Origin of the sequence: Sporomusa rhizae, from assembly GCF_041428845.1 — a bacterium.
GTDB classification, from domain to species: Bacteria; Bacillota; Negativicutes; order Sporomusales; family Sporomusaceae; genus Sporomusa; species Sporomusa rhizae.
In genome coordinates this window covers 4,236,634-4,249,204 of record NZ_CP156925.1, presented here as the reverse complement: position 1 = coordinate 4,249,204, position 12,571 = coordinate 4,236,634, and the positions used below count along the sequence as shown (strand labels likewise).

General features: G+C 36.6%; 10 protein-coding genes. All 10 read left to right on the top strand.

Annotation, left to right across the window (positions count from 1 at the left end; translation table 11 throughout):
* A complete protein-coding gene (locus tag SRRS_RS20090) occupies positions 1 to 1,110 on the top strand; it encodes a glycosyltransferase family 4 protein (RefSeq protein ID WP_371363042.1) in 1,110 nt (369 codons plus the stop codon).
* Positions 1,107 to 1,877, top strand: a complete 771-nt coding sequence (locus tag SRRS_RS20085; RefSeq protein ID WP_371363041.1) for a DUF2334 domain-containing protein — start codon at positions 1,107 to 1,109, stop codon at positions 1,875 to 1,877. The genes SRRS_RS20090 and SRRS_RS20085 overlap by 4 nt, the downstream gene beginning before the upstream one ends.
* 730 nt (positions 1,878 to 2,607) lie before the next feature.
* Positions 2,608 to 3,759: a glycosyltransferase gene (locus SRRS_RS20080; protein WP_371363039.1), complete on the top strand. Its 1,152-nt coding sequence runs from the start codon at positions 2,608 to 2,610 to the stop codon at positions 3,757 to 3,759.
* Positions 3,752 to 4,918, top strand: coding sequence for a glycosyltransferase family 4 protein (locus tag SRRS_RS20075; protein WP_371363038.1), 1,167 nt, complete (start codon positions 3,752 to 3,754; stop codon positions 4,916 to 4,918). The genes SRRS_RS20080 and SRRS_RS20075 overlap by 8 nt, the downstream gene beginning before the upstream one ends.
* Entirely contained in the window at positions 4,893 to 6,833 is a 1,941-nt protein-coding gene (asnB, locus tag SRRS_RS20070; protein ID WP_371363036.1) for an asparagine synthase (glutamine-hydrolyzing), read from the top strand. Before SRRS_RS20075 ends, asnB begins: the two co-directional genes overlap by 26 nt.
* A 519-nt stretch (positions 6,834 to 7,352) precedes the next feature.
* The gene (locus SRRS_RS20065; RefSeq protein ID WP_371369895.1) at positions 7,353 to 8,117 is read left to right on the top strand and encodes a DUF2334 domain-containing protein; all 765 of its coding nucleotides are present in this window, start codon (positions 7,353 to 7,355) and stop codon (positions 8,115 to 8,117) included.
* Between the two features lie 31 nt (positions 8,118 to 8,148).
* Entirely contained in the window at positions 8,149 to 9,432 is a 1,284-nt protein-coding gene (locus SRRS_RS20060) for a nucleotide sugar dehydrogenase (protein ID WP_371363035.1), read from the top strand.
* A complete protein-coding gene (locus SRRS_RS20055) occupies positions 9,429 to 10,469 on the top strand; it encodes an NAD-dependent epimerase/dehydratase family protein (RefSeq protein ID WP_371363033.1) in 1,041 nt (346 codons plus the stop codon). Before SRRS_RS20060 ends, SRRS_RS20055 begins: the two co-directional genes overlap by 4 nt.
* 11 nt (positions 10,470 to 10,480) lie before the next feature.
* A complete protein-coding gene (locus SRRS_RS20050; protein ID WP_371363032.1) occupies positions 10,481 to 11,731 on the top strand; it encodes a glycosyltransferase family 4 protein in 1,251 nt (416 codons plus the stop codon).
* Positions 11,655 to 12,521: an NAD-dependent epimerase/dehydratase family protein gene (locus SRRS_RS20045; protein WP_371363031.1), complete on the top strand. Its 867-nt coding sequence runs from the start codon at positions 11,655 to 11,657 to the stop codon at positions 12,519 to 12,521. The genes SRRS_RS20050 and SRRS_RS20045 overlap by 77 nt, the downstream gene beginning before the upstream one ends.
* Positions 12,522 to 12,571: the final 50 nt, after the last annotated feature.

Genomic DNA, 12,571 nt, shown 5'->3' with positions numbered 1-12,571 from the left:
ATGCATATTGCCTTAATAATATCGTCCTTATCTTGTGGCGGAGCCGAACGTGTAATGAGTCTTATGGCAAATTTTTGGGCGGAGAGAGGAACGAACATAACTCTTATTACTTTGGATTCTGGTGAAGATTTCTATCCAACTCGTCCTGAGGTAAAAAGAATTTCCTTAAATGTAATAAAAATATCCGAAACAATTATTGGGTCATTAAATAACAATTTTATTAGGCTAAAGGTGATACGACGACAGTTGAAGGAACTTAAACCGGATGTTGTAATTAGTTTTATGGATCGAACTAATATTTTGGTATTGATCGCAACTGCAGGTCTTGGAATACCAGTAATTATATCTGAAAGAACTGACCCATCACAAAGAAATATAGGTGCGGTCTGGCACCTTCTAAGAAAACTAACTTATCGACATGCAAATGCTATAGTAGTACAAACTGAAAGTGTTTGTGAATGGGTTAGAAATAATATTGGTATTCGGTGCTTTGTACAAACAATACCTAATCCAATAAATAGTTCTTTTTACATGCTTCCCCAGTGTAATCAGGTAAGAAAGCTGCACGAAAATAGATATATCTGTGCAATGGGACGCCTGATTGAATCAAAAGGTTTTAAATACTTGATAATGGCTTTTAAGAAACTATCTTGTAAATTTTTAGACTGGAATTTGACTATTATGGGTGAGGGCGAAAAGCGTGAAGAACTACAAAGCTTAATTGCAGAACTTGCATTATCAGATCGGGTTGTTTTGATGGGCAAAGTGAAAAGGCCTGCATCAATATTATTCTCATCAGATATATTTGTGCTATCATCAATTTATGAGGGATTTCCAAACGCTTTACTCGAAGCAATGGCATGCGGATTACCTTCCGTAAGTTTTGATTGTCCTAGTGGTCCCAATACAATAATTAGAAATGGTTATGACGGTATACTCGTACCCAAGGCAGATATTGATAGCTTAGCAAGCGCATTAGAAAAACTAATAAATAGTGAAGAATTAAGACGGAGTATTGGAACGAGAGCGCTGGAGGTTAGACAGCGGTATAGTATAGAAAAGGTGATGGATATGTGGGACTCTGTGATAACGACTGTGAGAATAAAATGAAAGCTAACTACCTTATACGATTTGATGATATTTGCCCCACGATGAATTGGACTGTGTGGGATGAGATAGAAGAGATTTTATATGCGGAAAAAATACGCCCAATTTTAGCGGTAATTCCCGATAATAAAGATAATAAACTCATATTTACGAAGCCATATAAAGAATTTTGGAACAGGGTTAGAAGTTGGCAAGATAGTGGCTGGGGGATTGCCCTACACGGATATCAACATCTATATTCAACTACAAATGCGGGATTGATGGGGATAAACAAAAGAAGTGAGTTTGCTGGGCTGTCTTACCAGATACAAGAATATAAGATTAAAAAGGCACTAGAAGTATTTGAGAATGAAGGAGTCAATTGCAATCTTTGGATTGCACCTGCACATTCATTTGATAGAAATACAATTAAAGTTCTAAGTAAAGCCGGAATTCAAAATATTAGTGATGGTTTTGCTCTTTTTCCATATTTCAAATATAATATGTTTTGGATTCCGCAACAATTATGGGACTTCATTCCGATGCATTTCGGTACATGGACGGTGTGTTATCATCATAATAACTGGAAACCCAGAGATATAAGGCAGTTTAGATTCCATTTAAAGGAGTATAAGGATGCGATAACATGCATTGATAATATTTGCAAGTTATATGGCTCTAGACAATATCAGTGGTGGGATTCATATTTATACAACATATATTTTTATTATAAACGCATTCGTTTAAAAATTCGTTCTTGGATAGGAAGTAATGAGGTTTTTGATGTCTGAAGGATTAATTAATGATAATTTTAGTTTGTGCCCATTATTTTTCCGGCAACCTATTGTACGTTCTTATTTGTTAAAAGAATTAAATTACTCAGTGCAATATTGTAGTATTTTAGTATCTTCTTTTTAATGCATTGGTTCATTGTGGTGTGGTCCTCTTTTTGCCAGTTTTAAAGGTATCCTTATTATAGCTCTAAGTTGTTTGAGCTTTTATCTTAAAATGAATTCGTTTTTATTGGTCTGCTTTATATTGTTAGCTGCAATGTTGTGGATTTTGCTTGTAATAAACAAAGTAATGTTTCAGGACCGGTGCTCATAACAGTAATAGAACTTCTTCTATTCCTTATACCTTGGGACACTAGATATTCAACTGATTATTAAAAACCAGAACAATTAATAATAGGGAGTTTAAGGTTTCTTTTGACGCCACAGACTTGGAGTGTCGAATCAAGTTATTCCTTTTTGTTTATTCCTTCTATTGCTCACTGGATTTTTTTTCTACCATCTTTGGCAATGGCGGTTCGCACTTGGCAGTTTAATACAAAAGCACGCATACTATTATTATATTTATTAATAGTTATAGGTTTTTATGGCATCTTTCCAGAACTTCAGGGTCCTCGCCATAGAGTACAAGTTGTGTTTATTATTGCTTGGATGCAATTTGACTTCTTATGGTACTTATTAGTTAGGATAACTAGAAATTATACATCTCGAACAGAGCTAGGGTGAACTAATGTATAAAATAATTTTTTTAATAAGGTCTCTTGAGATCGGCGGTTCTGAAAGACAATTGACAGAGCTTGCCACACGGTTACAGTTGTCTGGATTCGAAGTCCTAGTTCTCACTTTCTATCCTGACAATATACTCGGTCAACAACTGGAGGAGAGCGGAGTGCGAATACTGTCACTCCACAAAAAGGGAAGATGGGATATATTTGCGCCGTTAATTCGATTATTAAAAATTATCCATAATGAAAAGCCAGATATATTACATAGTTATTTAGGTATATCTAATATTTTATCTGCATTAGTAAAGGTTATTTATAAAGATATAAATGTAGTATGGGGAGTTAGGTGTTCGGCAGCTTTTGCCCCAAATTGGCTAGATAAAATTTTATATTATCTTGAGAAAAAGCTATCAGCTATGGCGGACTTAATCATTTCTAACTCTTTTGCCGGTCGTGATTATGCAATACAAAAGGGCTTTGTATCTGATAAGTTTGTAGTAATTCCAAACGGTATTGATGTAGATAAGTTTTGCCCGAATGTGTTGGCAAAAAAGCGACTGCGAAACGAATTGGGAATTAATGATGATGTCAAAGTAGTTGGTGTTGTTGCAAGGTTGGATCCGATTAAAAATCATAAAATGTTTCTTAAGGCAGCAAAGATCATATCTCATAATCGAAAGAATCTAAGATTTTTGTGTATTGGCGATGGACCATCAGAATATCGAAAGGCACTTGAAGACCTTTCGGTTGAATTAGGGTTAAAGGATAAAGTTTTATGGGTAGGTGCACGTAGTGACATGCCCGATGTTTACAATGCGTTAGACCTACTATGTTTAGCATCATATGCGGAAGGGTTTCCAAATGTTATAGCTGAGGCTATGGCATGTGGCTTGCCTGTAGTTGTAACCAGTGCGGGAGATGCGCCCTTGATTGTAGGAAAAGCTGGGATAGTAGTTCAGCAAGGAGATGCGCAAGCTTTTGCAAATGCAATCGGACAAGTATTGGCTGAGAGAGAAAAGTTTTCAGCATTAGAACTAACTAGAAAAGTGGTTGTGGACAACTTTAGTACAGAAAAGCTGGTATCGACAACATCAAAAGTAATAAGAGAACTGTTAATGCCACAAGCAACTAGAAAGAAGATTGATGGAAATGAATAGGCAACTAAAGATAAAACACATCATAACAGGATTATCGGTTGGTGGTGCGGAGATGATGTTATATAAGCTACTAGCCTATTCGAAAGAACTTCGGGAAAATGCCGAAGTAATTTCACTAACAACTTCTGGCCCCATAGGAGAGCGAATTAAAGAACTTGGTGTTCCGGTTAGAAGCCTTAATATGAAACAAGGGAAGCTTTCATTTTTACCAATACTCAAATTAATTCGTTGCTTATATAGAGACAAACCAGATTTAGTCCAAACATGGATGTATCATTCGGATCTAATCGGAGGATTAGCTGCCAAGCTGGCAGGCAGAATCCCCGTAATTTGGGGGATACGTCACAGCAGCCTTAAGAAGCCACCCTATGAGAAACCTAATACACTTAGGGTTGCAAAGTTTTGTGCGTATTTGTCAAACCAAATACCCGCAAAAATAATTTGTTGTTCGACATCTTCAATGAAATCTCATATAGAATTTGGATACAAAGATAGTAGGATTGTTGTAATCCCAAATGGATTTGATACTTTGTTATTTGATATTGATATACAATCTCGAGTAAATGTTCGGAGAAACTTCGGGATAGGGGATGATGAAATCGTTATTGGAATGGTTGCCCGTTATCATCCCTTAAAAGATTATGAAAATCTTCTGTTAGCATCAGAAATTGTACTAAATCGTGGTAGATGTTTTCGACTGGTACTTTGTGGTGATGGGGTTGATTCAAACAATCAAGAGTTGAATTCACGGATAAAAGATCTAAACCTACATCGAAATGTTATTCTTTTAGGAAGACAGAAGGAAGTAGAAAAAATACTACCGGCTTTTGATATATTTGTACTTTCTTCATGTGGTGAAGGCTTTCCTAATGTAGTTGGAGAAGCGATGTCGTGCGGATTGCCTTGTGTTGTAACAGATGTAGGGGACGCTGCCCTCATTGTTGGAGATACCGGTTTAATCGTACCACCTAAAAGCCCTATTGCGCTTGCAGAAGGACTTGAACAGCTAATACTTATGAGTAGTGAACAAAGGAAGGAAAAGGGGTTATTAGCGAGGAAACGGATTAAGGAACTGTTTAGCCTAACTAAAACCATTGCTGAATACGAAGAAATTTATAAGGAGGTGGCCAGCCATGTGCGGAATAGCAGGATTTATTGATTGTGGCCATCGGATAGATAACAACGACCTAAGTTCAATAATCCAAAGTATGAATGATAAGCTATTACATCGTGGGCCTGACACTTCTGGATACTGGATTGACAGAGAAATCGGATTAGCGTTGGGGCATAGGCGGCTGTCTATTATAGATTTATCGCCTGAGGGTAATCAGCCTATGAAGTCATCATCAGGTCGATATATAATAGTGTTTAATGGGGAGATTTATAATTATCAAGACTTGCGTAAAGAACTCGAAGTTCTCGGACATCAATTTAACGGGAATTCGGATACCGAGATAATGCTAAGTTCGATCGAGCAATGGGGAATAGAAAAAGCAATAAAAAGTTTCACGGGGATGTTTGCCTTTGCTTTGTGGGATAGAGCAGAGAGAATTCTATATTTAGGTAGAGACCGATTAGGTGAGAAGCCTTTATATTATTGTATTATGGGTCAAACCGTAATGTTTGCTTCTGAATTAAAATCATTGAAATGTCATCCGCACTTTAAACCAGAGATAGACAAAGATGTACTCGCGCTATACTTTCGACATAATTACATTCCGTCGCCTTATTCAATTTATACAGGTGTATATAAGCTTAATCCAGGCTCAATTTTAAGTTTTAAGCCAGAGAGTCAAGCTTATTTTAATTCACCACAAGTATATTGGAGTACAAAAAGCATTATTGATTCTGACATGAATAAGTGGAAGAATTTCACTGAGAATGAATTAATAGATGAGCTAGAAAATTTACTCACTAAGGCTGTTCAAGGTCAGATGGTAGCTGATGTACCTGTTGGGGCCTTTTTGTCAGGGGGCATTGATTCAACAACAATTGTGGCGATAATGCAAGCTGTCAGCAGTCGTCCAGTTAAAACATTTAGTATTGGTTTTCATGAAGATTCTTATAATGAAGCTAATCATGCAAAAGAGATTGCTAACTATTTAAGCACTGACCACACTGAATTATACATTACTCATGAAGATATAATTGATGTAATTCCACGCATTCCTAGAATCTATGATGAACCTTTTTCTGATCCATCTCAATTACCCACTTTTCTTGTAGCGCAGTTAGCACGTAAGCATGTGACGGTGTGCCTATCCGGAGACGGAGGGGACGAGTTGTTTGGCGGCTACTCAAGATATATGACAGCTCAAAAGATTTGGGGAAAAGTTGGGTGGATTCCATGTAACGTCAGAAAAGTGTTTCGTAGCGCCTTATTAGCAGGAAGCGGCTTAGTATATCCATCATCATGTGTTCCTATTAGCAATGCTTTGAGAAAAATATCTCCAAGTAGGATAGGCACAATAGCAGAACTGCTTGCATCTGAAAATCCTGAAGCTTTATATAGAGGACTTATATCTCATATAAAAAGGCCTAATATGATGTTTGTAAATAAGGTTCAGGAACCGGAAACAGTATTTAGTAATCCGACTACATGGATAAAAGAAGATAGCTTTCTAACTAAAATGATGTATTTTGATTTAAATACTTACCTTCCAGATGATATATTAGTCAAAGTAGATAGAGCATGTATGGCGAATAGTTTAGAGTCTAGAATTCCTTTGTTAGATCGCAATGTGGTCGAATTTGCTTGCAAGTTGCCTGTATCTCTTAAGGTCAGGGATGAACAAGGGAAATGGATACTACGTCAAGTTTTATATAAATATGTACCTGAACGTCTGGTTAATCGCCCTAAGAAAGGATTTGGGATTCCAATCGGAATGTGGTTAAAGGGGCCATTAAGAGAGTGGGCTGAGTATTTACTTGATAACAAGCGAATCGCTGAGGACGGTTTGTTTGATGTGGATTTTCTAAGTAAAGTTTGGCAAGAGCATAAGACTGGTAAAGATGATTGGTCTAGGCTATTATGGGTAGTTTTAATGTATCAGGCTTGGTCACGCGCTGATTAAGTTTGTAATAACCACTTTGTTAGAGGGTGGGGATACTATAATAAATCAATTTTTAATAACTAGTAATAGAACAAATAGAGGTTGGGATCGTATATCCCTATCCAGTACGTTCAGGAGTATGCTAGCTAGAAATAGAAATCTATTAAAAGCAGTTTAGTTGATTATATAGAGTTTGCTAAGAAGTATAGCTGGAAAAAGAGACTTGGACTTAGGTAGGGGCCCCGGTCAATATAGATTTGCTGGTATCATTGCGTTAATGATGTGAGGTTTGCACTTATATATAATTAAAAAAATGGATTCAGATATATTGACTGCCATAATTCATCTTATGGTAAGCTGTCTGGAATACGAGGAGTCTTACAATGTCTATATGAAAAGTACAATCTGAAAATAGGGCATTTGTATCCTCAACGTGGTGTTATTGAGCAATTATTAGCTGCGTATAATGTTAAACACATTATTGCTGATTATTCTTCTCCAAACAATGACAAAATTACTTTTGAAAAATAAACAGATAGAATCTGGGAGGGGGAGGGGCATACGTCTGCAAAGTATATTTGGAGATTAGATGATATTTCGCCAGGGATGGATTGGGGAAAATTCTGGACATGCATGGAGTTATTTAAAACACACAAAGTTAAACCATTACTTGGTATTGTACCTGATAATAAAGATCATAAATTAGATATTCAGGCGCCGCATCCTGGGTTTTGGGATATTATGCGTGGATTGGGAAAAGAAAATCTTGTTGAATATGCTCAGCATGGATATCAACATCTATATGAGACAAACTCTAGTGGTCTGTTTGGAAAGTATGGGATTAAGGCGCAATCTGAATTTGCCGGCTTATCCTATGAAAAGCAATATTCGAAACTAAAACTGGGTCTTGATATTTTACAACGTGAAAGAGTAAACACAAGAGTATGGATGGCCCCATCTCATTCATTTGATAAGATAACAATAAAGGCTTTGAGAGATCTTGGTTTTCTAGCTATTACTGATGGATTTGGTCTTTATCCAACTACTATTGAAAACTTAGTGTTTGTGCCTCAACAAGTTTGGCGTCCAAGAGTATTTCCGTTTGGATTTATAACAATATGTTTACACCCTAACACCTTAGATGTTTGTCAAATTACGGAGATATCAGACTTTCTTAAAATGGGCCTTTCAAATATTTCTTTTAGTGAAGCTATAAACTATCGTATGAAGATTACAGATATACCAGTTAATAGCCTATTTAAAATTATATATCGTGGCGCCAGAACCTTAAAAAAATATATATAAATATATTGTTGCTAAAAAAGGAGAGCTAATAATGGTTAATAAAATAGTGGTCGTAGGATTGGGATATGTTGGGTTACCTCTTGCAATTGCATTTGCACAAAAATTCCCTGAGGTTATAGGGTTTGATGTAAATGAGAAAAAAATCCAAGAACTAACAATGGGTATTGATCGTACTGGAGAGGTTACAGAGGATGATTTAAGGAATACGCGGTTAATAATAACATCAGACATTGATAAGTTACGGGGAGCGGACTTTTTTGTAGTAGCTGTGCCTACCCCAATCGATAAGGCACACACTCCAGACTTGACTGCTGTTACTAAGGCATCTGAAACTGTTGGAAAGGTAATACAGCAAGGTGCAATTGTAGTATTTGAATCGACTGTCTATCCTGGAATAACTGAAAAACTATGTGGTGATACAATAGCTCGAGTGTCTGGTCTAAGAAAAGGAGTAGATTTTAAGCTTGGTTATTCACCGGAACGTATAAACCCGGGTGATAAAAACCATCGTCTGGAAACAATTGTAAAGGTGGTTTCTGGTGAGGATTCCAAAACACTCGATATTGTGGCAAATACTTACGGAGAAATTATAGACGCTGGTGTTTACCGTGCATCTAGTATAAAGGTGGCAGAGGCTGCTAAAGTGATTGAAAATACTCAGCGTGATTTAAACATTGCCTTGATGAACGAATTGGCTATCATTTTTGACAAGATGGATATTCGAACTGCAGATGTCTTAGAAGCGGCCAATACGAAATGGAACTTTTTGCCTTTCAGGCCCGGTCTCGTTGGAGGCCATTGTATAGGTGTCGACCCGTATTATTTAACCTACAAGGCCGAAGAATTAGGTTATCAACCACAAGTAATTCTAGCTGGTCGCCGAATTAATGATGGGATGGGGAAATTTATTGCAGAACAGACTATCAAGAAGCTGGCACAATCAGGAAAAAATGTATATGGTGCAAGAATCGGAATATTAGGATTAACATTTAAAGAAAATGTACCCGATCTGAGAAATAGTAGGGTACCAGATATTATAAGCGAACTTCGTGAATATGGGACAGAAATTATTGTTGTTGATCCTGTGGCCGACGAAGAGGAGGCATATCAGGAGTATGGAATCTCGCTGGAAGCTGAAGATAAATTGCAAAAATTAGATGCTGTGATACTTGCAGTAGCCCACGATCAGTACATACAATTTGGAGCACAAAAGATTGCTGAAATGTTAAATAATAAGAGTGGCGTAATTATTGACGTTAAATCAATTTTCGGGGGTTCTGATTTTGGAACTTGTGTGAGGTATTGGAGTTTATGATTCATTATATATTAACTAAAGAAGAACTATTAAGCAAGCCGCGGCGTTGGCTTATTACTGGAGTTGCAGGATTTATAGGCTCTAACCTGCTAGAACAACTACTAAAGTTAAATCAGATTGTTATAGGACTTGACAATTTTTCAACTGGAAAAAAGGCTAATTTGGATGAAGTATTAAATCAAGTTTTGCCAGAGCAAGCAGAAAGATTTACATTTATTAACGGGGATATTAGGGACTTAACTACATGTAGAAACTGCTGTACTAATGTTGATATAGTATTGCACCAAGCCGCTTTAGGTTCTGTTCCTAGGTCGTTAAATGATCCGATCACTTCGAATCAAGTAAATATAGATGGTTTTTTGAATATGATTATTGCTGCTCGTGACGCTTCAGTGAAACGTTTTGTTTATGCTGCTTCAAGCTCTACTTATGGAGATCACCCTGGTTTACCAAAAGTGGAGGACACTATCGGAAAACCGTTATCTCCCTATGCAGTTACCAAATATGTCAACGAACTCTACGCAAGCGTATTTGGACTTCATTATGGCTTGAATTCTATTGGTCTTCGTTACTTTAATGTCTTTGGGCGCCGTCAGGATCCAGACGGTGCTTACGCCGCGGTAATTCCGAAATGGTTTAATGGATTGTTAAATAGTGAAGCAATTTATATTAACGGAGATGGGGAAACCAGTCGAGATTTTTGTTATATTGACAATGTAGTCCAAGCGAATATACTTGCCGGAGTAACGGAAGATCAAAATGCGGTTAACCAAGTTTATAATATAGCAGTTGGGCAACGAACTACTCTTAATCAACTTTTTTCAATGATAAGAGAGAATGTGGTGCAAGCTAGTACGTCGAAACAGGCCAACGAGAATTTACCAATCTATCGAGAACAGAGAGCGGGAGATGTTAGACACTCATTGGCAGATATCTCGAAAGCTAAATCACTATTAGGTTATGTTCCAACACATACCGTTGCTCAGGGCCTGGAGGAAGCAACTGAGTGGTATGTTAGGCATGCGAATAGTTGCTGAAAGGACGTAACATGAAGCCTATAAGGATTCTTCAAATTTGTGCAGTAGATTTTACTGTTACTAACTTACTTCAACCCTTAATTAATAAATTGGCTAGTGACGGCATGGATGTAAAAGTGGTATGTTCCGACGGTCCAGATGTGCCTAGTTTGCGAGCCAAGGGTTACGATATAAAAACTATTGAAATTTCGCGCAAGATTTCACTGATCAATCATCTATTTGCAATCTTTAAACTATTTTGGTTTATAAGAGATTCAAAATTTGATGTTGTTCATGTTCATACCCCGATAGCAAGCATTATTGGGAGAATTGCTGCCAAACTTGCCGGAGTACCATTAATTATTTATACAGCGCATGGATTTTACTTTCATGATGGAATGCGTGAATGGAAACGTAAATTAGTTATAGGTATTGAAAAACTTATGGGTAGGTTTTTTACTGATATTATTTTTTGTCAGAGCCTTGAAGACACGATTACTGCCATAAATGTAGGGATAATTGATAAGTCACGAATATATCATATCGGGAATGGCGTTGATATAAGCCATTTTGATCCTTCAAGTATAGATCAAGATAGACAGATAATAATGATGGAAGAAATGTCATTAGACAAAAGTAATAAGATTATTGGATTTATTGGGAGACTTGTTAGAGAAAAAGGTATTTTGGACTTAATTGAAGCATTTGTTCTAATACTACGCAAGTTTCCAAATGCTAAGTTGCTTATTATCGGAGATAACCGAGCTAAAGACAGGGCCAACGTTGTGGACGAAATTAACAACCTAGTCGTATCTAATAATTTACAATCCAATGTGATTTTTACCGGGCATAGAACAGATATTAAGGAGCTTTTAGCAATAATGAACCTCTATGTTTTACCTTCTTATCGTGAAGGTATGCCACGTTCAATAATTGAGGCTATGGCTATGGGGAAACCAGTTGTCGCAACTAATATTAGAGGATGCCGCGAAGAAGTAATTGACGGTAAAAACGGATATCTAGTTTCAGTAGGGAATCCTGTAGAAATTGCTGAGGCAATTTCTAAAATTTTAGAAGCCGAAGAACTAGCATTATCTATGGGAAAAGCAGGGATTGACCGGGCTAAATTGAAGTTTGATGAAAGCCAAGTGTTGAGTAAACAAAGTTTAATTATTTTTGAAGAGATAGAAATGATACGGAGGAAACATGATTCTAGTAACAGGAATAACTGGCCTGACAGGAAGATTTCTTTATCAAAAATTTTTGGAAACAGGCAAAATTAAACAACTATCATGTTTAATCCGAAATTCAAGTGATGTTTCCTGGATGAAAGAGAAACCAGTTTTATGTTACGGTGATGTGAATAATGTACAAGATATTGTTGCTGCTATGAAAGATGTATCTGTTGTACTTCATCTCTACAATATTAGGCATTCGCCGAATATTATACAGGCATGTAATTTGATAGGAATAAAAAGAGTGATTTTTGTTAATACAACAGGGATGTATAGCAAATTTCAACAGTATGCAAATCTCTATAAGAAGTTAGAAAAAAATATACTTGAGTCTGGGCTGGATTATACTATTATAAGACCAACGATGATTTACGGAAATCAACAAGATAAGAATATTAGCAAGTTAGTGAAAATAGCATCTAGATTGCGCGTATTTCCAATTATTGGGGAAGGTAAATCATTATTGCAACCGATTTTTGCTGGTGATTTAGCGGAAGCTATTTACCAAGCCTCCCAAAGGGATGTTTCTATACACAAAACATATAATGTTGCAGGAAGCGAGCCTTTATCGTATGAAGTAATAATTAAAGCAATTTACTATGCAATGAATAAAGAGGTCCGATTCATTCATATTCCTTATAAATTAGCTTTGGTTGCAGGCAAAATAGGAGATATTTTGCCTAATGGGCTTATTAGTACGGAACGGCTGTTAAGGTTGTCAGAAGATAAGTGCTTTAATTATTCGAATGCAACTGAAGATTTAGGGTTTATTCCGAAATCATTTTATGAGGGAATACGATTAGAAGTAGAATGCATTAAGGCAGCAAATATTATTTGATAAGTGGTAGAATAAGACAACAGTTTTATGATGGTTGATAGATTGGGGGA

What these genes read in the sequence shown, in the direction of transcription:
- SRRS_RS20080 (WP_371363039.1), top strand. Translation starts at nt 2,608, where the DNA reads ATGTATAAAATAATTTTTTTAATAAGGTCTCTTGAGATCGGCGGTTCT.
- SRRS_RS20090 (WP_371363042.1), top strand. Translation starts at nt 1, where the DNA reads ATGCATATTGCCTTAATAATATCGTCCTTATCTTGTGGCGGAGCCGAA.
- SRRS_RS20060 (WP_371363035.1), top strand. Translation starts at nt 8,149, where the DNA reads ATGGTTAATAAAATAGTGGTCGTAGGATTGGGATATGTTGGGTTACCT.
- SRRS_RS20085 (WP_371363041.1), top strand. Translation starts at nt 1,107, where the DNA reads ATGAAAGCTAACTACCTTATACGATTTGATGATATTTGCCCCACGATG.
- SRRS_RS20045 (WP_371363031.1), top strand. Translation starts at nt 11,655, where the DNA reads ATGATTCTAGTAACAGGAATAACTGGCCTGACAGGAAGATTTCTTTAT.
- SRRS_RS20050 (WP_371363032.1), top strand. Translation starts at nt 10,481, where the DNA reads ATGAAGCCTATAAGGATTCTTCAAATTTGTGCAGTAGATTTTACTGTT.
- asnB (WP_371363036.1), top strand. Translation starts at nt 4,893, where the DNA reads ATGTGCGGAATAGCAGGATTTATTGATTGTGGCCATCGGATAGATAAC.
- SRRS_RS20075 (WP_371363038.1), top strand. Translation starts at nt 3,752, where the DNA reads ATGAATAGGCAACTAAAGATAAAACACATCATAACAGGATTATCGGTT.
- SRRS_RS20055 (WP_371363033.1), top strand. Translation starts at nt 9,429, where the DNA reads ATGATTCATTATATATTAACTAAAGAAGAACTATTAAGCAAGCCGCGG.